General features: G+C 34.8%; 17 protein-coding genes and 1 pseudogene. 8 read left to right on the forward strand and 10 right to left on the reverse strand.

What is annotated here, in order from left to right; translation table 11 throughout:
• The 5 genes from QWU_RS09350 to parE form a co-directional block, all read left to right on the forward strand.
• Positions 1-2,173 (forward strand): type ISP restriction/modification enzyme (locus QWU_RS09350; protein ID WP_035462012.1); only part of this gene is annotated, 2,173 nt, incomplete at its 5' end.
• A 1,469-nt stretch (positions 2,174-3,642) separates the two neighbouring features.
• Positions 3,643-4,287 (forward strand): LemA family protein, encoded by a 645-nt coding sequence (locus QWU_RS06790; RefSeq protein WP_017196459.1) that lies wholly within the window; start codon positions 3,643-3,645, stop codon positions 4,285-4,287.
• Positions 4,287-5,138 carry a TPM domain-containing protein gene (locus QWU_RS06795; RefSeq protein ID WP_006589576.1) on the forward strand — a complete coding sequence of 284 codons (852 nt, stop codon included), beginning with the start codon at positions 4,287-4,289 and terminating at the stop codon, positions 5,136-5,138. Before QWU_RS06790 ends, QWU_RS06795 begins: the two co-directional genes overlap by 1 nt.
• Before the next feature lie 149 nt (positions 5,139-5,287).
• A complete protein-coding gene (lipB, locus tag QWU_RS06800; protein WP_006589575.1) occupies positions 5,288-6,025 on the forward strand; it encodes a lipoyl(octanoyl) transferase LipB in 738 nt (245 codons plus the stop codon).
• Positions 6,026-6,106: 81 nt separating this feature from the next.
• On the forward strand, positions 6,107-8,173 hold the full coding sequence (parE, locus tag QWU_RS06805) for a DNA topoisomerase IV subunit B (RefSeq protein ID WP_006589574.1): 2,067 nt from the start codon (positions 6,107-6,109) through the stop codon (positions 8,171-8,173).
• 18 nt (positions 8,174-8,191) lie between these two features.
• Here parE and recJ read toward each other — a convergent pair whose 3' ends face one another.
• Positions 8,192-9,976: a single-stranded-DNA-specific exonuclease RecJ gene (recJ, locus tag QWU_RS06810; protein WP_017196461.1), complete on the reverse strand. Its 1,785-nt coding sequence runs from the start codon at positions 9,974-9,976 to the stop codon at positions 8,192-8,194.
• Positions 9,977-10,274: 298 nt separating this feature from the next.
• Here recJ and rplM point away from each other — a divergent pair, with 298 nt between their 5' ends.
• Both rplM and rpsI read left to right on the forward strand, forming a co-directional pair.
• The gene (gene rplM, locus QWU_RS06815) at positions 10,275-10,739 is read left to right on the forward strand and encodes a 50S ribosomal protein L13 (RefSeq protein WP_017196462.1); all 465 of its coding nucleotides are present in this window, start codon (positions 10,275-10,277) and stop codon (positions 10,737-10,739) included.
• Between the two features lie 2 nt (positions 10,740-10,741).
• A complete protein-coding gene (gene rpsI, locus QWU_RS06820) occupies positions 10,742-11,242 on the forward strand; it encodes a 30S ribosomal protein S9 (protein WP_006589571.1) in 501 nt (166 codons plus the stop codon).
• A gap of 103 nt (positions 11,243-11,345) precedes the next feature.
• Here rpsI and QWU_RS06825 read toward each other — a convergent pair whose 3' ends face one another.
• The 5 genes and pseudogenes from QWU_RS06825 to QWU_RS06850 all read right to left on the reverse strand — a co-directional run bounded on the left by QWU_RS06825 (position 11,346) and on the right by QWU_RS06850 (position 17,992).
• Positions 11,346-11,711 (reverse strand): response regulator, encoded by a 366-nt coding sequence (locus QWU_RS06825; RefSeq protein ID WP_006589570.1) that lies wholly within the window; start codon positions 11,709-11,711, stop codon positions 11,346-11,348.
• 747 nt (positions 11,712-12,458) lie between these two features.
• Positions 12,459-12,857, reverse strand: coding sequence for a hypothetical protein (locus QWU_RS10395; RefSeq protein WP_240532165.1), 399 nt, complete (start codon positions 12,855-12,857; stop codon positions 12,459-12,461).
• A gap of 145 nt (positions 12,858-13,002) precedes the next feature.
• Positions 13,003-13,205: pseudogene (locus QWU_RS10035) on the reverse strand (hypothetical protein); the annotation flags it as partial.
• 704 nt (positions 13,206-13,909) lie between these two features.
• Positions 13,910-16,627 (reverse strand): autotransporter outer membrane beta-barrel domain-containing protein, encoded by a 2,718-nt coding sequence (locus tag QWU_RS06845; RefSeq protein WP_017196465.1) that lies wholly within the window; start codon positions 16,625-16,627, stop codon positions 13,910-13,912.
• Positions 16,628-17,590: 963 nt separating this feature from the next.
• Positions 17,591-17,992 (reverse strand): hypothetical protein, encoded by a 402-nt coding sequence (locus QWU_RS06850; protein ID WP_006589567.1) that lies wholly within the window; start codon positions 17,990-17,992, stop codon positions 17,591-17,593.
• Positions 17,993-18,678: 686 nt separating this feature from the next.
• Between QWU_RS06850 and argC the strand changes: the two genes are divergently transcribed.
• Positions 18,679-19,614 carry an N-acetyl-gamma-glutamyl-phosphate reductase gene (gene argC, locus QWU_RS06860; protein WP_006589566.1) on the forward strand — a complete coding sequence of 312 codons (936 nt, stop codon included), beginning with the start codon at positions 18,679-18,681 and terminating at the stop codon, positions 19,612-19,614.
• A gap of 19 nt (positions 19,615-19,633) precedes the next feature.
• On the opposite strand, the gene QWU_RS06865 is transcribed toward argC, so the two are convergent.
• From QWU_RS06865 to hfq, 4 genes are all read right to left on the reverse strand, one after another.
• Positions 19,634-20,725, reverse strand: coding sequence for a COX15/CtaA family protein (locus QWU_RS06865; RefSeq protein WP_006589565.1), 1,092 nt, complete (start codon positions 20,723-20,725; stop codon positions 19,634-19,636).
• 125 nt (positions 20,726-20,850) lie between these two features.
• Positions 20,851-22,638, reverse strand: a complete 1,788-nt coding sequence (locus tag QWU_RS06870) for a membrane protein (RefSeq protein WP_017196469.1) — start codon at positions 22,636-22,638, stop codon at positions 20,851-20,853.
• Between the two features lie 140 nt (positions 22,639-22,778).
• Positions 22,779-24,122, reverse strand: a complete 1,344-nt coding sequence (gene hflX, locus QWU_RS06875; RefSeq protein ID WP_017196470.1) for a GTPase HflX — start codon at positions 24,120-24,122, stop codon at positions 22,779-22,781.
• A 53-nt stretch (positions 24,123-24,175) separates the two neighbouring features.
• Positions 24,176-24,415, reverse strand: a complete 240-nt coding sequence (gene hfq / locus QWU_RS06880; RefSeq protein WP_006589562.1) for an RNA chaperone Hfq — start codon at positions 24,413-24,415, stop codon at positions 24,176-24,178.
• Positions 24,416-24,451 lie beyond the last annotated feature (36 nt).

Below are 24,451 nucleotides of genomic sequence, written 5' to 3' on the forward strand. Positions count from 1 at the left end.
AAGGCTTTTACAATCTAAACTGATAAAACCAGAGGATATGGAATATAAGTTCCGTCATGATATCCACGCCAATGAGATTGTCTTGCTCGCCTATTACATAGCAGCGATTAACATTGAATCGACCTATCATAGTCTTATGAAAGGGAATTATATTCCTTTCAAGCATATTGGTTTAACCGATACGTTTCGGATGCTTGAAGAAAAAAATCTGCTACAAAAATTATTTAAAGAAAATAGTGAATATTTAGAACATCAGAAAAAACTGAATATCAAAGTTATCTTTGGTAACCCCCCTTATTCGGTAGGACAAAAAAATGCCAATGACAATGCAAAGAACACTCCTTATCCCCTATTAGATGACCGTATCCGTGAAACTTATGCGGCTCAATCGAAGGCAAGCCTTATAAGAGGTCTGTATGATAGTTATATTCGTGCTATTCGTTGGGCTAGTGATCGTATTGATAATGCTGGAATAATCGGCTTTGTTTCTGGTTCTAGTTATATAGAAAAGTCTACAATGGACGGTTTACGAAAATCTTTAGCCAAAGAATTTACGAGCATTTATGTACTCAATTTACGGGGGGATATACGCAAAAATATGTTAAGCAATGGAGCAACTCAAGAAGGAGAAAATGTCTTTAGCAGTGGTAGCATGACAGGTATCGCTGTAACATTATTTATAAAAAATCCTAATGTTTTTGGAGATTGTAAAATTTACTATCATGACATCGGTAATAATCTCACAACAAAAGAAAAACTTACAACTCTTGAGTATTTGAGTAGCATTAGTGGCATTACAAATAAAAAGAGTTGGCAAATAATTACACCAGACAAGCATGGTGATTGGATACATCAACGTGATAACAATTTTGAAACATTTTTAGCTTTAGGTGACAAAAAAGGGCATTGTAAAAAGCTCTTTGAGACTTATTCTCTTGGTATTTCAACAAATCGTGATGCTTGGGCATATAATTCGAACCGTGAATCTTTAGCGAAGAATATGAGTAATATGATTGCTTTCTATAATAGTGAAGTAGTATGTTTTAATAACGTTCATACACATGCTGATCGTAAAGCACATATAAATGCTGTAGATGATTTTGTTAACACGGATGCAAAAAAAATTAGCTGGAGCCTTAAGCTAAAACAACAGTTAACAAAAGGAAAGCTTTTTGAGTTTGAAGATGCATGCCTTGCTCAAAGTTTGTATCGTCCTTTTACACAACAATGGCTTTATTATGATCGTATTTTCAATGAAGCAGTCTCTCAAATACCGTATATGTTTCCTACGGAAAAGGCGGTTGAAAATAAGGCAATACAAGTTACAGGCATAGGAGCAAGATGTGGATTTTCTGTCTTGATGAGTAAAGTTTTGCCTAATCTGGATGCAATAGAAAAAGGTCAATGCTTTCCACGCTATATTTACGAAGACATTAGGGTCTCAAAAGATAGAAACAAGAAACAAACTCATTTATTTTTAAATTCTACAAAAGAAAGTGAAAATACTGGTTTACAATGGCGTGATGCCATAACTGATGAAGGGTTAGCACATTTTGAAGCAGCTTATCCTAATGAAACACTCACAAAAGATGATCTGTTTTATTATGTCTACGGAATTTTACATTCTGAAGATTATCGTACCCGTTATGCTGATAACCTCTCTAAAGAATTGCCTCGTATCCCTTGTGTAAAGAGTGCTGAGGATTTTTGGAAATTTGTAACAGCAGGGCGTGAACTGGGTCATTTGCATGTAAACTATGAAGATGTGGAGCCTTATCCAGTGACCTTTAAAAAGGGTAATCCAAAATTAACTGACATCTCTAATCCAGAAAAGTTTTATTATGTGACTGAAATGAAGTTCGCAAAAGCAGGTAAAGAGAAAGATAAATCAACTGTTATTTATAACAGCAATATCACAATGACAGACATTCCTCTTGAAGCTTATGAATATATCGTCAATGGCAAGCCCGCTCTTGAATGGGTTATGGGGCGTCAATGCGTCAAGACTGATAAAAAGAGTGGCATTGTTAATGATGCCAATCGCTATGCTGTTGAAACCATTGGTAACCCTGCTTATCCATTAGAATTATTTCAAAGGGTTATTACTGTAAGTTTAGAAACAATGAAAATCGTGAAAAAACTACCACAATTAGAAATAAGAGAAACCGAATAGACTTATAAGACATATAACCTCACAAGCGGTGTAGAATATAGCTATATCTCTTTTGTAAGTTGATTACATACACTCTTAAAAAAATAGTTTATGACGCGTTATTCTAAAAAAGAAGTTTTGTACTTTTAAACACTGTACTTTGAATTGCCTTTAAAAGATTATACCGTAATTTAAAATGATAGCTTTATACAAAGGCTATTAAGTTATAAGAGAAATTAACAGAAATCTTAAAAACTATTGAGTAAAAAAACTGATAGCTTATAAAGATAAAAATACGCGTGATAAGAGCGTTTCTAAATATTATAAATGTATATTCGAAAAATAATACAACCGTTTCATAAATCGCATAATATAGTTTTAAAAGCATATATAGTAACTTTGTCGGGTGTACTTATGCCATAGAATACTCTTATGGGAAAAGCGTAACAACGAACTTGATGCCGTGTTTTGAGTACCAAACGCTATTATATTATATAAAAATATAAATAAATCAATATGTTATTTGAATTATTTTCTATGAGTTCACATTTTTATGCATGATTTATTTTTTGTACTCAAACCTAACTTCTTTGCAAATTAGCTGGCTTAATTTTGAGTTGGCAAATTAACTAACCCACTTTGGTGCTTGTTAACTTTAGAATAGAGCATTTTCTAAACATCGTCGCTTTTGACTCAAAATTGAGTAAAATCCTATGCCTTTATAATGTCACAACGGTTTTAAATTTCGCTTGCTTGCGTTTATCACTAAAAGGCTTTTAATTCATAAGACATAACATTGTGAATTCTATTACCTTTATTTTCTACTCCGGTAAAAAATACCGTGGTTATAAAATCATCTTTTTAAAAATTCTTTTATACGCCCTTAATGAACTTAATCTATAAGCTTATAAAAGTTTCAAACGATTATTCCTTTTAAGGTTTTTCTCCCTAAAAAGCAAAGCCTGTACCATTCTTTAAACCTACGCAATTTATATTATCGATAATTTCAAAATGGTTGTGTCATTACATAGTGACTATTTTCTTCTTATTGGCTCACACATGAGCAAATTTTTTCTCTATTTTTAACATTAGGAATTAAATTTAACACATTATTTTAAAAGAAAAATACTTAATATTTTTCCTTTTTAAACATTCCTCTTATTTGCATTTTTTAAATATTAGCAAAAGCTTTATCTTCTCACCCTCAATGTCCTTTAAGATCCTTCCAAATTATCTCTCTTATTTCTATCTTTTAAAAAATAATTTCTAAAATAAAAGATAAAAAAATAACCTGTTATAATAACAGTTTACATAAATATTGCACAAAATATAAATTAGGAAATTATTTTAATTTTAATCAATGACTTCAACACTATAAAATTCATAACTATACGAATTTCATCATGAAATTATTTTCACAAAATTCAAAATACTTTTCATTGAAAATATACATCCCATATAATACATAAAATGTTCACGGAGATATCTTTATGTTAAATATACGAAATGCTTCAATGATATTTACTCATCCTATAGCTAAAATATTAAGGAAATTTTCAAGCGCTATCCTCTTGGCATTTCTAATACCACTTTTAACTGGCTGCGGATTTAATACGATCCCAACAAATGAAGAAAAAGCACATGCCGCATGGAGTGAAGTGCTAAACCAATATCAACGTCGTGCAGATCTCATTCCTAATCTCGTGGAAACTGTCAAAGCCTATGCTGCCCATGAACAAACTGTCTTTACGAATGTTATTGAAGCACGTGCTAAAACAACGCAAGTAAATATCAATGCAGATATGTTGAATAACTCAGAAATAATGAAACAATATCTCAACAATCAAGCAAGTTTATCAAGCGCACTTTCACGTCTTATGGCTGTTGTCGAAAACTATCCTGATCTTAAAGCAAATCAGAACTTTCTTGCTCTTCAATCACAATTAGAAGGAACTGAAAACCGTATTTCTGTTGCGCGCCGTGATTATATCGAAGCCGTACGTGCCTACAATACAGCCCTCAAAACAATACCAACTATGATTTGGGCAAAATTATGGTTTCGTGATGCTAAGCCTATGCCAACTTTTACCATCGATACCAATAGCCAACAAACACCGAAAGTCAATTTTAATTAATGAAACCGTTTCGACATTCTATGCAATGTAGTGTTTTTCCACGCTTATGGGCTTTTTTGAGTGCTCTATATTTGGTTGTTGCATTGGGAAGTGTTGCTTACTCGCAAACTAAGTTTCCTCCCTTAACTGGCTATGTCAACGATGTAGCTCATTTGCTTGATAATGCAACAAAAAAGAATTTAACAGAAAAACTGGCTATACTCGAAGAGCAAACAGGAGATCAAATTGTTATTGTAACTCTGCCCACCCTTTCAGGAAACAGTATAGAGGCATATAGCAATTCTCTTTTTCGTACATGGGGATTAGGTCAAAAACAGATCAATAATGGTGTATTATTCGTCATTGCACCAAATGAACGCGAAGTACGTATTGAAGTGGGCTATGGTTTGGAAGGAGAGCTAACAGACGCTATGTCCTCAGTCATCATTAATAACTTCGTTCTTCCAAATTTCCGTGAAGGAAATTATCAAAAAGGAATTGTCGAAGCCGTTCATGCAATTATAAAAGTTATTACAGAAAATGATTCTGATTTTTCTTTTCGAATCAAGGAAAAAGCTAGGGCTATTGAAGAAAAACGTAAACAAGCCGAACAAGAAGAAATGATAATCAATACAATTATGTTTTTAATCTTTTTTATAATGGTTGGTTTACCCATTTTTGCGATGATTTTTGGTAAAAAAGTAGGTCCACAAAAATATCTCTGGATGGGTATAATCTTCACACCTTGGTTTTTAAATTTAAATGCTGCGGGCAGACGATCTGGTGGAATCTATGGTAGCCATTCAGGAGACGGAGGATTTAGAGGTGGTGGTGGATCATCAGGTGGTGGCGGTGCAACAGGAAGGTGGTAAAAGGAGCGCATATTTTTAAGCATAGCGAATTTTCTTAAACTAAAATTCATTATTGTGTTATCTTAATTTTAATAAACAATTTCATATCTTACCCTGTAACTCTTTTACTGATTTTAACGCGAACTCGAATACCAATATAAATATTGCTCATGACATTTGAATTAAAACATACTGATCGTAATCATTTACCACATCAGTTTAAAACAGTCCTCGGGAATCCACCAGTTGAATGGAAAATAAGTAATAACTTGATCGAATATCCTGAAGCACTTCGTTATATGCAAGAGCGTGTAGAAAACATTCTTGCAAAAAATGCGCATGAACAAGTTTGGCTTCTTGAGCATCCTTCCCTTTATACAGCTGGTACGAGTGCAAACAAAAAAGATCTTTTAGCACCTCATTTGTTTCCTGTTTATGAAGCAGGCCGCGGTGGTGAATTTACATATCATGGTCCAGGTCAACGTATTGCTTATATTATGCTTGATCTTAAACGCCGAAAACAAGACATCCGTGCTTTTATTAGTGCCTTAGAAGAATGGATCATACAAATGCTTGCGAAATTCAATATCAAAGGTGAACGTCGCGAAGATCGCGTTGGTGTTTGGGTTAAATGTCCCAATTGCTTTTCTACACAAAGCGATTTCTCTCCCGAAAATAAAATCGCAGCTATTGGCATTCGTATACGCAAATGGGTAAGTTTTCATGGCATTTCTATCAATGTTAATCCAAATTTAGCGCATTATTCAGGGATTGTTCCCTGTGGAATCACAAATTACGGTGTAACCAGCTTTTTTGATTTAGGTTTCCCTGTAAAAATACATGATATTGATATTGTTCTCAAAAAAGAATTTGAACAAATTTTCGGTCCAACAATTGATGTTCCCTAAGTGCATTGATTTTTAAATAAAAAACAGGCATAAATTTATTTTCATGAAAATTTTATTTTGTGAGGTGGATAATCAAACGCTATGAGCGATAACAGTAAAGATCTTTTTAGTATTTTAAATAATGCACAGTCTCGGGTAAATGCAAAAGAAAAAAATCTAAAATTCCCTATGAAGTCAGAAGCAATGGCTTCGAAAAAAAATACGAAAGATACGCAAGAAGATAGCTATAATGCCCTCTCTATTCGAGTGCTTGAGGGTTTAGAGCCTGTGCGCTTACGTCCTGGAATGTATATTGGTGGAACAGATAGTAAAGCACTTCATCATTTATTTGCCGAAATTATTGATAACGCCATGGATGAAGCTGTCGCTGGTTATGCAGATTTAATTGATGTATCGCTAGATAGAAACGGCTATTTAACGGTTACAGATAATGGACGTGGCATTCCTGTCGAAAACCATCCTCAAATGCCTGATAAATCTACTCTTGAAGTCATTATGACACAACTCCATTCAGGTGGAAAATTTGATGGAAAAGCTTATCAAACTGCTGGAGGGCTTCATGGAGTAGGAATTTCTGTTGTTAATGCTCTTTGCGATGATATGGAAGTCGAAGTAGCACGAGAACGAAAACTTTATCGACAACGCTTTTCACGCGGTATTCCTCAATCTGAATTGGAAGATTTGGGTGATGTTTATAATCGTCGTGGCACACGCGTTCGTTTTCATCCTGATAGTAAAATTTTTGGTGAAAAAGCAGCTTTTGATCCAGAAAAAATTTATAAGATGGCACGCTCCAAGGCTTATCTTTTTGGCGGCGTAAAAATTCGCTGGAATTGCGACCCTATCATACTCGAACAAACAAAAAATATTCCTGAAAAAGCTATTTTTCACTTCCCTGATGGCCTTAAAGACTATTTACTCTCATCTCTGAAAGATGAATATCGAGTAACGTCGGAAATTTTTTCCGGCAAAACAAAACAATGTAATGGTCATGGCTCCGTTGAATGGGCTATCGCTTGGCATGGTGGTGATGCCTGCGTACAATCTTACTGCAATACTATCCCCACCGGAGAAGGGGGAACACACGAAATGGGATTGCGCCAAGCTCTTTTGCGCGGATTGAAATCCTACGCTGAGTTAATAGGCAACAAACGTGCTTCTATCATTACATCCGATGACGTTATGATTTCAACGGCTGCAATACTTTCAATCTTCATCAGAAATCCTGAATTTGTTGGACAAACAAAAGATCGATTAGCAACCATCGAAGCACAACGTATCGTTGAGAATGCTATACGTGATCCTTTCGATCATTGGCTGACAAATTCTCCACAAGAATCCACAAAACTTCTCGATTGGGTTGTTGAACGTGCTGAAGAACGCGTTAGACGGCGTCAAGACAGAGAAATAAGTCGGAAAACTACTGTACGTAAATTACGTCTCCCCGGTAAACTTGCAGATTGCAGTCAAAACTCTGCCGCTGGTGCTGAATTATTCATTGTTGAAGGTGATTCTGCTGGTGGTTCCGCTAAACAAGCGCGAAACAGAGCAAATCAAGCAATTTTACCTCTTCGTGGGAAAATCCTAAATGTAGCCAGTGCTGCACACGAGAAAATGAACTCAAGCCAAACAATTGGCGATCTTATACTTGCTCTTGGATGTGGAACGCGCACTAAGTATCGCGAAAAAGATCTCAGATATGAACGTATTATCATTATGACCGATGCGGATGTTGATGGTGCTCATATTGCCTCTCTCCTCATTACTTTCTTTTTTCAAGAGATGCCCGATCTTATTCGTCAAGGACATTTGTACCTTGCAGTGCCTCCTCTTTACAGAATATCACAAGGAGGAAAAGTCGCTTATGCACGTGATGATACCCATAAGGATGAATTACTGAAGACAGAATTTACCGGAAAAGCTAAAATCGAAATTGGTCGTTTCAAAGGACTTGGTGAAATGCGCGCTGAACAGCTTAAAGAAACGACTATGCATCCTCAAAAACGTACACTGCTACGTATTTCTATTGATACAATGGAAATGCAAGAAACTAAAAATACAGTAGAGAGTCTCATGGGAACAAAACCAGAAGCGCGGTTTCGTTTTATACAAGAAAATTCTACTTTTGCTTCCAATCTAGACATCTAATTTCCAAAAAACTCTCTCTTAAATTACCGCTGCTGCGTCAATCACACGCAGTTGTGGATTAATCGTTCCATTCCAATAATTCAAGCTAAGATTACCAGCCAAATGGATTATTTCGCCAATATTTTCAAAAAGAAAATCACCAAGCGATGTTCCTACAGCACGAAAAGCTATTCCTTGCAGTTTTTTTCCTTCAATATTAGAAATAACAAGGCGAAGATGTCCTTTTCCAACCTCACTCAGATGAACGAGCCGATGAGAAGGAAGAACAAAAACGGGTGTATTATTTCCTGAACCAAATGGACCTGCTTTTTCGATCATCTCAAAAAGCTCTTTATTAGCACCAGAGGCAGAAAGACAACCATCTATATTGAGAGACTTTTTAACACGCAACTGCGAAACCATTAAAGAGACTTTTTCTTCTAGCCATGCTCTAAAAGTTTCAATTTTTGTCGATTGGATTGTGATCCCTGCTGCCATACTATGCCCCCCTCCCTTTTCTAATAAATTTAATGTGACAGCTTCACGAACAAGTGCCCCTAAATCTATACCGCTCATTGAGCGTCCCGATCCCACACCACTTCCATCTTCTTTCAAAGCAATTGCAAAAACAGGACAAAAAAAACGCTCTTTTAAGCGAGATGCGAGAATACCAATAATTCCCGGATGCCATTCTTGATGAGCAATGACAAGTGACCGTGGTGTTTCACTCTCTTGATAAAGAGAATCAATATAAGTTTCTGCTTGCGCTAATTGAATGCCTTCCATTTCTTGACGTTCTTGATTAAGTTGATTCAATTGTTCTGCTATTCTCTCAGCCTCATCTTTATTATTACAGCTGAGCAAACGCGCTCCCAAAGCCTGATCTCCAATACGACCTCCTGCATTAATTCTAGGACCTAATAAAAAACCTAAATGAAAGCTATTAAGCGGCTCACCTATACGCGCGACCTTTGTTAAAGCTGCTATCCCAAAATTATGCATGGAACGAGCAACTTGAAGCCCTTTAACTACAAAAGCACGATTAACGCCTTGTAATGGAACGACATCACATATAGTCGCCAACGCAACAAGATCGAGCATACTTAAAAGGTCAGGAAGCTTTCCTTTAAATTTTTTCTTCCGCAACAAATGATGAACCCATGCTAATGTAACAAAGACAACGCCAGCAGCGCATAAATGCCCCTGTCCAGAAAAATCATCGGGACGGTTAGGATTGACAAGAGCAATAGCTTCTTGATGAACCTCTGACATTTGATGATGATCTAAAATTACAACATCAGCGCCTGCAAGCCTTGCTGCTTTTACTGCATCTGGACTATTTGCGCCACAATCAACGGTAATAATTAAATGGGCACCTTCTTGCACGAGCATTCTCATTGCTTGTTCATTTGGGCCATATCCTTCAACGATACGATCAGGAATATAAATTTTTACTTCCATACCAAAATAACGGAAAAAGCGCGCTACCAGTGCTGATGAACAAGCACCATCAACGTCATAGTCACCAAAAACTGCAACCCTCTGTTGATTCAAAATAGCTTTAACAATACGCTCTGCTGCACATTGCATATCGTTAAAACTTTCTGGATCAGGCATTAACGTGCGCAGTGTTGGATTGATAAAAGCAACAGCCTCAGATTCATCCACATCTCTTGCTGAAAGAACCCGCGCCAACGGATCTGGAAGACCAAATTTTTGAGAAATCGCACGAGCGTTATTGGCCCCTTGAATATCAAGGGCATCTAACCAAGCCTGACCACAAGCAGAAGATTTGACATTGAGAAAATAAAGAGACCGCTGCATTATTACTTATTTTATAATGAAGGTGAATAAAATACAATCAGGACTTATAAGATAAAACTTTCTTTCTCAGCATTTATTCTCATTTAAAAAGTGCATCAATACCTCCCAATGCGTGGTATTATAATACCTCAATTATAAAGTACTGTTTTATAAGTTTTTATTTTCTCTTGACGTAAACCAAAAGACATTATATCAGAGCAAGTAGTACGCGTTAAATATTTCGCTATGATAACAATCTTCAACGCAAAGCAATAAAAATTCCCTTAAGTTTTAAAGGGATTTAATAAAGGATACTTCTATGGCAACTTTTTCACAAAAGCCAACTGAAGTGGTGAAAAAATGGGTTATTATTGACGCAGAAAACCTTGTTTTAGGTCGTCTTGCCACATTCATTGCTAATCGCTTACGTGGCAAACATAAAGCTACATTTACTCCACATATCGATGATGGTGACAATGTTATTGTGATCAATGCAGATAAAATATCTCTTACCGGTAAAAAATATACAGATAAAAAATATTATTGGCATACCGGCTATATTGGTGGAATCAAAGAACGTACAGCGCGTCAGATTCTTGAAGGACGTTTTCCCGAACGCGTTGTTGAAAAGGCTGTAGAACGTATGATTCCTCGTGGACCACTTGGCCGTCGCCAATTGAAGAATCTGCGTGTTTATGCTGGAAGCCAACACCCGCATGTAGCACAACAGCCTGAAGCTCTTGACGTTGGTGCTCTAAACCGCAAAAACAAAAGGATTGCTTAATTATGGCTGAAATTAATTCTCTTTCTGAGCTTGGTGCAATAACAAATGGTGTAGTAACAAATATTGCAGAAACTCATGAAAATGTCGCTCCTATCCACGTACAAAAGATTGATTCACAAGGACGTGCCTATGCAACAGGAAAACGTAAAGATGCTGTTGCTCGCGTATGGATCAAACCAGGCTCTGGAAAAATCATTATTAACGATAAGGAATTCGACAAATATTTTGCTCGTCCTGTTCTTAGAATGATTCTTCGTCAACCAATTGTTGCAACGAACAGAGATACTCAGTTTGATATTGTTGCAACCGTTGCAGGCGGAGGCCTTTCCGGACAAGCTGGTGCAGTACGCCATGGCATTTCCAAAGCTTTAACCTATTATGAGCCAGAGCTTCGCACAATTTTAAAAAAAGGTGGATTTCTTACCCGTGATAGTCGTGTTGTTGAACGTAAAAAGTACGGTAAAGCAAAAGCGCGTCGTTCTTTCCAATTTTCAAAGCGTTAATTTCAATTTTCGCGCGACATATAGAGCTCCATTTTTGATGGGGCTTTTTTTGCGAATAACAGCAGTTTCTCATTCGTTTTTTCTACCATCATTTAACAAGGTTTCAGTCTAAGAAGTGCTTTACCATTGTAATAAAATGAGGAACGGAAATAGGCTTTGACATATATTCTTCACATCCGCTTGCACGAATTCGCTCTTCATCCCCCTTCATAGCAAAGGCTGTTACGGCAACAACGGGGATAGATTTAAGTTCTTCATCCTCTTTTAATTGTTTAATGACATCAATCCCTGACACCTCTGGCAACTGAATATCCACAAGGATAAGAGAAGGCATTGATGAACGAGCCAAATCTAATGCCATCAAACCATTACGCGTTTCAACGGTTTCATAGCCACTCGCCTCTACAAGATCACGGAATAACTTCATATTCAGTTCGTTATCTTCCACGATCATAACTTTTTTTGACATCATTATAACTCCACTCTTTTAGGAATAAATCAAATAGAGAAATAGAAATTAATACACATCCTCTTATTTAAGATAAAATGATAAAAAAAATTGTAAACTGTAAAGAAACTAAATAGCTCTCGCTAACAGTAATTCTTCGCAACCATATAAAGTTTATGAATATCCAAATCAGCCTATACGTCCTTTCACTGTAAAAAAGATATCGGTTACGAAAATTAGCTCACATATGCATTTCGCATAGGAAAAATATAAATAACTTTGATATGCATAGATTGTTTGGCAGTAAGAACAACCAAAGTTTTATATGTTAATTAGAGCATTTAATATTATGATTATAGATCAATACAGACATTCAATAACAGATAAAATACTATTAATTTAAGCTTTAAACGAAATTTAAGAATGGATTATATATGCAATTAACGTATTATTAAATAAAAAAGCAGTAATGACACTGAAAAATGAAGAATAAACTATAAATTTTCAACATTTTTTCAGAATTCATTTTTCTTTAGTTATAATCTTTCTAAAAAAGCTTTTGTAAGAAAATATGAAGCTTTATTTTTCTTTTTGCTTTTTCAGCAAAAAATTCCAGGATAAGCTTCTTAAGTAAAGATTTTATATAATATTGAATATATTCAATAAAACTTAAATATTTTATTTTAAATAAAGACAGAATATTAATTAAATAAAGTCAAAAAATAAACTTATTATCATTAATATATTTTTTTACTATAACCTTTAGATTTAAATTACAAATATAAATAAAATACAATTGTAATTACACTTATTATTAAATACAATTTTATTTACAATAACCATACCATAAGCACGAGCATATTTCATAAATATGGACATGACTGATAATTCTTGCACTATCAAAAACCTGTACATTGCCATAAAAAAGCCACCAACGACAGCATTGCCAAAAACGCATGCATTTAAAAAAAACCGCCCAGGTTTTAAAACATAGGCGTTATCAGCAACCAAGCAATCGCCATTATGAGAGAGATTTATTTCATGTTCAATAAAACCACCTAAGGTACCAGCTTTGATATCAGCAAAGTCTTTTAATGTTTTAATGCGATAAAGGGCACGATTATCAAACACGCGTGTTGCATCTGTTAATGCAAATTCCTGTTTCATGGTACAATTCCTTATAAGAAAATAAAATTTTAAATAAGATGTTTAAAAGGGAGTAGTACCCGCGTATTCAATTAAGCAGCGTCACTTTCATATTCGCTGTTATCATCATAGCCATAAACCTCACAATAACCATTTATTGCCATGCCTTCAAAATAGCATTACCATAAATTTTAGCATCACCATAGACGTCTACAAAATGACCTTTTACTTTAGCATTGTCATAAACCCTTGCTTTTGAAAAACGCATGCTTTATCGTAAACTCAGCAATTGTCATCATGAGATAGGTCGCTTTCATTTTCGATATAGCCGCCTAGATAGCCAACCTTTATACCATCAAAATCTCTTAAGCCACAAACAACTCAAAGCTGCCAAAAGCCTGATGGAAACAAAAGATATCGGTAACCCTTTTTATTTAAATTCTTACATAACTTTTAAAATGTAAAATGTACAATTTTAGCCAATTGAATTACAAAAAGCTCAAATTTATTCCGGGCATGACTGTGACAGCTAATATCATTACTTTAAAATAGGCGCCTCATTTTTTATTTTTTTAAACCTATTACAAAAATTTTAGAACAACCTTTAAAGGAAAGATAAAGATAATAGCTGTAAATAAAAATCCAACACCATCTCTCTCATAGATCCAATTACAGCTTTGGGTGCCATGATCATTTTAATGCTTCAATATAAAAATAAACATGAAAAATTATTGCAACTTTACCACTTGGGCTTTTTTAGATGAAAAAAATCATCACTTTATGCTTAAAATGAGAGAACTTTTGCTCAATGCTGATTGGAAAAAAGAAAAAATATTATCTAGTTCATCGATTATATAGCACCCTATGGCTACGCTGATCGTATTATACGCGACATGCAGCGGCATACATTCCCTCATCAGCATTATTATTATGCTGTCTGACATAACGAAGACGGAGGGATCATAAAATTACCCGCTATTGTTGCTATAGAGCGTAAAATCCATCCGAATAGTTTTTTTAAAGCAATGAGCATCAATTCTTAGAAACTCTTCCCTGCACATATCCTACTAATTCTAAAAGCGATAATGTAATCCACCAGAGAAACGAATGCCAGAAAAACCAACCTTAGTTAACTTACGCTGATAGTCTAGATCACCATAAAGTGTAATTTTAGAAGACAATTGCGAATTTATACCCACACCAACTTCTAAGGAAGACCCAAAGCCTCCTAACTGGAAAGCATCTTTAAAATGCACAAATTGTTTCTCTTCAAAACGATGAGAAAAATGAATCTTTCCATAAAGAGAAATGATACGATCCTTTTCAAATTCTGCAAATATTTTGCTGAAACGTCCACCAACACGCATCACCCATTGATTAAGCTTTCCCATATCAATATCAAATCCATCAATATCACGAACCTTATGAAACTGCAGATGTTGATAGATAAATTGAATTTGTGGATCAAAAACAAAACCCTCATACCCAGTAATAAATACCTTACCAGTAGAAAATGAAACATTTAAAGGATTCCCTTTTAAGGTAGCTACCTTTCCCCGTGCAAAAGTAAAAACATTACCTTTAAGAAGACCATAGGATAAAAGACCACCCACATAAAAGCCAGCCTCATGTTCCATACTACCATATACAGTAATTGATTGTTTTTTAAATATACTTTTTTGACTTTGTTCAACATCTCGTGGACGCAAAAAAACTCTCCCGTAAGTTCCCATAACTCCAAAAGACGTTGTATTGGCTTCCCCTTCAATTGTGTTCAACAAAATACCTGCTTCTAAAGCATTATAATCAAGAGCACCCCCATAACCATATTCAAGTAAAGAAAGATCTGAGACATAATGATAACTTCCACCATAACTATGAACAGATAACACTGGAGCTCTATCGATTTTTAACAGTTTACCAGAAGTAGAACGCATAATTTTCAATTGTCTATTCTGACTGTTAATATCCATCAATCCAACATGAAATAACGCATTTGGTAAAAGAAGATAAGTTGGAATTTGTGGAACAACATCCCTCACCTTTAGCTCAGAATTAGGTAAATGAGATATATCTGAAACAGCTTGAATATATTTACTTTCAAGACGGAAATCCCAAAAATCTCCATCGCCTTTTACTAATCTTTGAGAAGTCTTTGTATTCCCGAGAGAAGAACCTGGCCCATAGGCACAGAGATTATATTGATAAGGCAAACCTTCCAGCGCGATATAAGAACTACTTAGCTGAAAAGAATCCTCTGCTGCTTTTCCAGAAACTTGAATAAGTGAAATGTTTTTAACATTTTCACCATCTAGTACCTCTCCTTGATTTGCTACAATAAACTGTACATGAACTGTCGTTTTTCCAGAAACACTACCATGAATTAAAAGTCGGTCAGTCTTTTGATTATTCAACGAACCATCAACATTCAGATGCGTGTTAAGATAAATATGTGCATTCTCCTGTGCATTATAAACTTCTTCTCTTCCCTTTCCAACATAGAGTGTTTGATATTCTTGAAGAGTTGGAGCTTCGAAGACAAGAGAACTATCAGAAAGTTTTACAAATGAAACGTACGAAATCACATGATTTAAATTTTGCGAATTCACCTGTTTTCTTTTTGTCAAAACCCATCTCGATCCCCCTGTTAAATAAAGTTCAGCAACAGAATCATTAGCAACGCGGGTGCCTCCTATAAGATCAGAAGAGTCAGCCAAAATTGCTATAGAGGCTTTCTCCTCAGCTGTAAGTAATAAATCACCAGAGATCCTTGTGCCTTCTGTTACACCAATATAACCACTACTCTTATAACTATGAATAGCTATACCATCTGGAACCTCAAAAACCGTATTTTTCAAAAAAACAAGTCCTTGTTGATATTTATCGCCTCCTTTTTCCATATCAAAATACATACCGTGTTTTTTACCTGTCACAGTAACTTTCGAATCCTCAATATTAACACGTGAAATTAAAATATTTTCTTCCCCATCCATGTTTGATTGAGCCTTCACATCTAAACCCATCCATAAACCATGAACATCAGCCACAAGAATATTGCTATTCTTCACATAAATAGAACCATGCTGATTTACAGTAAAAACTGCAAGATCAATATCATTGTCTTCGTCTGCTTGCTGATTTTTGGCAGAAATACTAACCCCCTCTAAAGTTGCACTTCCCCCTATGTCCACAGAAAGCGCTGCTGCATTTGTCACCTCAATCTCTCCACCCGTCATCTTAATAACCGCATCAGCACCACTAAAAAGAGCAACTCCTTGATTAAGACCCTGCCCCTTCATCCTAATTTTTGCATTTGTTAAAAGAATAGATGCTCCCAGCTTTTCTGCATGAGCACCTATCTCAGCCGCTTCAACTGTTCCACGATTCACCTCTATAGTGCCTCTATCTGCTTTAAGAGCTGTTGTCATATCTTTAAAATTTGGATCATTCAAAACAACTTTTCCCCCTTGCAATGCCATTACACCATAAGTATCCTCTACACTATCAACACTACTAATTTGCAAACGATTTGCTTGAATAATTGTATTTGGTTCTTGTGCAATTATAACAACTCGCTCCTTCTCTTCTTTAGAGGATTTAACAAATTTGTATATTTTATTACTAATTGTATGTTCTGCACCATCACTGCATTTATAAGGTAATTGGCTTTCATCACATAACGGTAATAAAGATGAGTGGGAACGCGCTTCAACACTTATGTTTAATAAAAAAGAAAAAATAGCTGTTGTAAAAACACACGAACATAAGTGACTTTTAGATACCCTAGTCATCATTCCTCTTTAAACTTTCTTTTTCTCAGCAAAAACAAAAAATGCAGACAAACAATCAGTCATAAACAAAAGTACAATAAGTATAAAACAATAAAGATTATTTAATTATTATTGGATTAGCTACGGCATGCATAATACGTTTCGTATTTTATGTAAAGAAAGAAAATAAGCAAACACAATTTAGGCTTGCAACCTTTTAAAAAGTTCATATAAAACAGTCTAAGAACAGTATTATCGTTTCCTATCAAAAAACAAATTGGTTAAGCTTATTCTGATAAGAAAAATGTTATAAAATGAAAACTCTGAAAATAATTATAGATAAAATATGCTGTAATTTTATAACAAATACCAAAAATGATAAGCTGAAACGATAACCTTAATATAGAATATCAATTACATTGCTAAAAGTATAAAATAAACAGATTGTATGAAAAATAAAACTACACATATCTTTCCGATAGAAGCAAAAACATAGAAAAATACTCAGCAATATATAACAACAAATATATCCACCTTTAATAACAAAATTACCAATACCTAAACCAAGGATTTAGATAAATAAACAGAATTTTTAATCAAAAAAACTCTCTTATATCATAAATATTTTATGCTTAAGTTAATGAAACACTGCCAAAATGCTCTTTAACATTATTTTTTCTTCATAAAAATGAAGATATTACCTTTAAATAATCTATACGAGATAATTTAAATAAAAATTATTTACAAAATAACCTATTGATCCGAAAACTAAGACGACGATACGGTAGCGCTTTCACTATCCAGCAGGACTTAAAAGAGCTATTCCACTTAATAATTTTAAAATTTCCTTCATTTTCCTCTCCTTTAATGGACTTGTTTCAATAAATTAGAATTCAATTGAAAAAATACTTAAGAAGACAATCTCGCACACGCATGCAAGAACAAGAATGTAGAGCCTGTAAATTATTACATCAACAACAAAATTTAAGGCTGACACTCAGGTTGTTCTTTATGCTCTTTACAATAAGGACTATTCAAACGCCTATCGATACTTCTCTGAGGAATAACTGCATTGGGCTGACAAATCGGAAGATGCTCATACTTTTCACACCACTTCACCATCCCCAATTTATCATGGAAACCTGCTTGTATCATGCATAAACGCTCTGTTTCCTCAGCATTTAATTTTTCATCGAGGCTTATTTCTGTATTAAGATGACCATCAAAATGCTGCATTCCACATTCTAACAGGGCTTTTTTTATCTCAATTTGATCTGCGCCCATTTTCTCCCATGCATCTACAACTGTTTGAGAAGACTGCTCTACATGACATCCTGCCATAATAAATAGAAATACCCCGCTTAATAATTTTAAAATCTGCTGCATTTTTCTATCCTTGAATAATTCAATATTACTATATAATCCATAAATTATTTTACATTTGTTTTTTATTTTCAATAACAATAATAAAAATTATTAAATTTTTATTATCATTTTGTATATCTCATTTTATTATTAACATAAAATACCATATCAAAATAAGGATTTTTTCTCCATGAGAGTTCTTGATATATTGTCCATTGTCATCTTTTAGATAGATATATTGCCCTTTTTATCACGGTCTACCACAGTGATAGGATATTTTTTTGATAAACATAACTTTATAGAATTCATCGCTGTATTTAAATCCATCTTTCAGAAATCGCGTTTCCATTTCACGGTTTTCATGAACAATTTTTTTTCATCTTGATGACCATAGTCTAGCTGTTGTATGTTCTCTGATAGGCTACAACAGTCTCACACAATGCAGAAAGGCGATTGTTTGTTTCACGTCTTGTCCCATTAATGCTTTCAGCTTTGCTTCATTTGTTCTATAAACAAAAAAACTTCCCTGATAAAAAGTACGAAAAATTAAAAATAAGCTTTTTCTCATGCACTCTTCTTATCACACTTTTGTACACACAAGACGCTCTATAATCTCAAAAAATTCAATAATTTATTGGTAACAATTTAAAATGATTTATAATATAACAAGCAAAATATGGCAAAAAAAGTAATTCAAGGCAAATAGAATGACGATGAAAGTTTTTATTGATGGTGAACATGGAACAACCGGTTTACAAATACAAAAACGGCTAGCGGAGCGTTCAGATTTTAAATTACTTTCTCTTGCTCATACAGATAGACATAATATTAAAATACGACTTGACTATCTTAATCAAACTGACATTGCTATTTTATGTCTTCCAGATGATGCCGCTCGTGAAACAGTTAAATTGCTTAAAAACAATAAAAAAATTAGAATTATTGATAGTTCAACAGCGCACCGTACTGCACCAGATTGGGTCTACGGTTTTCCTGAAATGACTGCGGGACAAAAAAAACGTATCCAAGCAGCACACTATGTAAGCAATCCAGGCTGTTATCCCACTGGAGCAGTTAGCTTGATTAGACCACTCCGTGAATCCGGTCTACTAGATGATAATTATTCAATATCAATTAACGCAATATCGGGTTATACTGGTGGTGGAAAACAACTGATTGCACAAATGGAAAATCAATCTCAGCAAAAGGATATTCGAGAAAATTATTTTATCTATGGTCTCAATCTTGAACACAAACATGTTCCAGAAATTAAACTGCATGGACAAATCAGTCAAACACCTATCTTTATACCAAGTGTTGGTTGTTTTCCTCAAGGAATGATCGTAAATATTCCACTCCATCGCCATTTATTTACAAAATCAGCAAACTGTTCTGATTTACGTGAAATTCTTAAAGAACATTACAATGGACAAAATATCATAACAATCGCATCACAAGAAGAAACAAATGCCCTCACTAAACTCAATCCAGAATGCTTAGCACATAAAGATGAGATGAAATTATTCGTTTTTGGCAATGAACGCGAAGGCATTTTCAATCTCTGTGCTATATTTGATAATTTGGGAAAAGGTGCATCCGCGTCTGTTGTTCAAAATCTCGACTTAATGCTTTCTGGAAGTTAAACTCTCTAGAGGTAATTTTTTATTCAACGGCACGATATGCACCTTTTGTTGCTCGCCAATGCGCAACCGAAAAACATAAAACCGCTAACGCAATACTTTGATGAATAAGCCCCAAACTTATGGGAACTTCATGTAACAATGTAAGAATACCCAAAAGTGCTTGAATGATGATCATAACACAAACGAAAAGAGCACGACGGGAGTGAGTTGAGTTTGGAACGTTCTTTTGTACATATAATGCGTGAATAACTGCTGCAAAAAACAAAAAATAAGCAAAAAAGCGGTGAACAAACTGCACCGTCAAGGAATTTTCAAAGAAATTAAGCCAAACTGGTCTATGCTGCAACAATCCGTCGGGGATAATCTGACCGTCCATAAAGGGCCAAGTATTATAAACTTTTCCAGCATGAAGCCCTGCTACAAGAGCACCAAAATAAATTTCCATTAAAATTAAAACAACAAGCCAACCTGCAAAATATTGGATCCTTTGATCCGCTGGTTTTTCGGAATATTCTGTAAGTCCTCGAGATAAATAAGTAACAAACATAATAACAAAACATGCTGTAATAAGATGAAATGCCAAACGATATTGACTTACACTTGTTAGATTACTTTCTCCAATTCCTGAAGCCACCATCCACCAACCAATAAATCCTTGAAAAGCAATAAGAATAGGTACAATTATAAGTTGAAGTAAAAGATTTTTTTCAACACGCTTGGTCACCCAAAACCAAATGAAACCCAATAAAGCTATAATACCAACAAGACGGCCGAGAATGCGATGCACCCATTCCCACCAAAAAATAACCTTAAACCCACTTAACGTCATATCGCGATTAAGCAATTTATACTGCGCTATTTGTTGATATTTTAAAAATTCTTCCTGCCATTGTTCTTCACCAATGGGCGGAATGACGCCGTGAATCGGCTTCCATTCAGTTATCGATAACCCTGATCCCGTTAGACGGGTAGCCCCCCCCACAAAAACAATTGCCAAACAAAGCAGTAAAATAAAATAAAGCCACAGGCGAATTTGCTTGCGATTTTTCTTCTGCAATGGCGTTAAAACGCTCTCATTTAATCTCTCTACTATCATCTCTAATGGCCCCACGTCCCTCTCCAACCATAACACATTTTAAAACGCCAAGATATAAATACTGACTGTTCTAATATGTACTATAACTCTAACATAAAACAAGAGCAGTATTATAAAATGGGATTAATATTCTCCAATATTTATAATGCAATCACACGATAAATAGTTTTCGGAAACTTACGCACCATTTGCTGTATCCAATCTTGTGCACTAACAGCAATACTAGAAATATAACAATCTGTTAGCTCTGCAAATTGCTCAAATCCATATTTGGGTTCACTCTCCATTTCTAAAATAATAAAGTCATAATCTTTTTTAAATTCTTGTAATAGCCTTAAGATATCATTTGAAAAATCTTGTGCAGAAACAGCACTCGTTAATCCTTGGGGTAGAATATCGACCCCCGTATCATAATCATGATAAATAACATCCTGCAACTGAGCATTCCCCATTAAAATATCGCTCAATCCTCGGTGTGGACCTATAACTTTTTCTATTTGTTGACCAGAAATGTCCACCAACAGAATTGTTTTGCATTCTTTTATAAGATGCAGAGAAAGTTTTGCTGCTGTTCGTGCAGATTCTGGACCAATAATTGAAATAACCGTTGAAGTGGAATTTTTTAGGAAATTAGATAATGCCTCTATTGTAACAAAAGTTTCAAGGCTTTTTACCTTTTGAGAAACGAAGACGCTTTCATGATCTTTTAAGTTATTTTCTTCCGATTTAAAATCACGAGACCTCAAATGATCTATTTTGGTTTTAGAGCATTGACGAAATAATAAGCCTCCTATTAAAAAAATAATCAAACTTACAAATGCACTAACAATAATATTTTTTCCGTGAAACGTCACAAAAGAAATTGGTACTAATGTTGTTGGCACAACCATATGAATTTTTTGTATTTTGCAAAAAAGAAAATCCTTATCCATCTCTTTTCTTTGTGCATTAATCACAGCTTTTATTTTATTTTCTAGCTCGTTAAACATTTGCTTCAAGGATTGAGATTGCCCTTCTACAAAAATACTCATCCTTTTTTTGAGCTGTTCTTCAAATTCGGTTGCAATAACTTCATCTGAATGAAATTGCTGAACGGTCTGCAAAATTTTGTTTTCTAATTGCTGAGACAAAACTTCTAATTCCGCAGACATTGCTTTAATTTGAGGATGTGTCCATCCTAATTGTGCAACCATATGCGCTCTTTGCGTTTCCAAAAGATTACGTTGAGCTTCCAACGCAGCAACTGATACATTGTTCGCAATAAACGATAAAGAAAGTAAAGACTGTCCTCTCTCGCGCATCATATTAATAGTAGAATTCAAACTCGTTAAATGAATACGCTTGAGAGTTGCTTCCATTAATTGTATAGAAAGATCATGAAGCTCTGTTTGTTTTACATTCTGTTGAATAAAATAATCAAAAGATGAGCGAAGTCCCTTTACTATATTGAGTAAAGCAGCGTCATCATATTGTTGATTTTCTTGCTGTTCTGTTAACAATAATTTTTGTTTCTGTTGTAAGATCGCTTGTGAAAATGCTGCAAAAAAAATTTCTACCCCATCTTGAGCAGCATCAGGTGTTTCTGCTTCAAAAGTAAGGCTGATGAGATCACCATGACGCGATAAGTGAATATTTTCAAGAAAACCTTTTTTATAAGAAGCACTCGAAGAAAGATGCTGTAAGTCTGAATTATCTAAAAATATGGGCCGCGAAAGTAAAAATGCAACAACGCTATTTTGTTTTTCAATTGGTAATGGCCTTCCTACCGAATCAGACAATGAAAATGTTAAAGTTGCTCGATAACCTCGTGGCTGCATAAAATAATATAACCAAATCAAAGATGCACAAAGCACCGCTAACAGCAAAACGACCAACACATTTTGCGAAACCGTGTGTGTTAACAGTCCTTTATTACGCTTAAGATTCATCTTTATTTCAACCAACAAAATACTTTGTATTTTTATTTAAGAGAAAGTAGTAACTATCCTCTTAACTTTAATTCATATTATTTTGAGAGTAGAAAATCGTAAGATTTAAGCATAAATATTCAAAAATAGCTTTTAAAAATTTAATTCATATTTTGTTTGATATGCTCGAGATGTTTTTTTGCTTTACGAGTAAGTACTGCCGTAATGGTAACAGAACCATCGTTATGTCCTTTTTGTATTATTTTCCCAGAATTTTCATAAAACCAATCAATAAGTGACATTTCATGAGGCCTTAAAAGGCATTCAACCTTTTGCATTTCTCCAAAAATTCGCTTTTCAATTGCTATTAATAATTGATCTAGTCCCTCATTCATGAGCGCAGATACCATTATTGCAGGATTCAACCGTGTCTTTGCGCTTGTTTGCAAAACATTGAGTGCCTGTTCGTCCAATAAATCAATTTTATTCCAAACTTCTATGATATGTTCCGTATCATTAATATCGATATCAAGACCTGATAACACCTTTAAAACATCTTGAGCATGCGCATGATGAGAAAAATCTGACATATCTCTTACATGAAGAATAAGATCAGCTTCAATGACTTCTTCAAGAGTTGCTCTAAAAGCTGCAATCAAATGCGTTGGTAAATTTGAAATAAAACCTACAGTATCGGACAAAAGAATGGTTTTCCCATGAGGAAGAGCAACTTTGCGCAAAGTTGGATCAAGTGTTGCAAACAACATATCCTTCGCTAAGACATCAGCACCACTTAAACGATTAAAAAGAGTTGATTTTCCTGTATTTGTATATCCAACTAAAGCAACAACAGGATGAGATGTTTTTTTTCTTTTAGCTCTATGAAGAGCTCGTGTTTTAATCACTGTTTCCAATTCGCGACGGATACGAACAATTTTTTCTTGCAAAAGACGTTTATCCGCTTCAATCTGAGTTTCACCAGGTCCCCCCAAAAAACCACGACCACCACGTTGTCTCTCCAAATGTGTCCAGCTACGCACAAGTCTACTTTTTTGATAGGACAGATGCGCAAGTTCAACCTGTAGAATCCCTTCTTTTGTTCGCGCACGCTCTCCAAAAATTTCAAGAATCAAAGCTGTCCTATCGATAACTTTGCAGTTCCATAACTTTTCTAAATTACGTTGCTGAATTGGTGTTAAAAAATAATCTACAATCACAAGCTTAATATGATATTCATTTATGTAATAAGCCAATGCATCCACTTTTCCCTTCCCAAACAAAGTTGCAGGACGAAGCTTAAAAATATTAACCGCTTCATGATGCACAATATCCAGCCTTATAGCGTGCGCGAGCCCTAATGCCTCCTTAACCCGAGAAGATATCGAACATTCACTTAAAGAACGTTCATTTTTATTTTCTCGGCAAACCGGTACCAAAACAAGTGCACGCACCGGACTTACAATCTGTGAAGAAAAATCACAAAATCTCTCATTTTCATTTGTCATAACAATTAAGCACTTTTAAAATGGGATAAGAGACTTAAAGTAAAATAACTTTTTTATTCAGAATTTTCACCTTCAAACATCTGCACCGGTTGTCCGGGCATAATTGTAGAAATAGCATGCTTATAAACCAATTGCGCATGTCCATCACGACGCAAAAGGACACAAAAATTATCAAACGAAGTTACAATACCCGTTAATTTAACGCCATTTACAAGAAAAATTGTAAGAGAAATTTTTTGCTTGCGTACCGTATTTAAAAATACATCTTGCAGGTGTTGTGATCGTTCTGCCATTATTCTTACACCTTTACCTCGAATTGCTAAAATATC

The organism is Bartonella birtlesii IBS 325 (assembly GCF_000273375.1).
GTDB classification, from domain to species: Bacteria; Pseudomonadota; Alphaproteobacteria; order Rhizobiales; family Rhizobiaceae; genus Bartonella; species Bartonella birtlesii.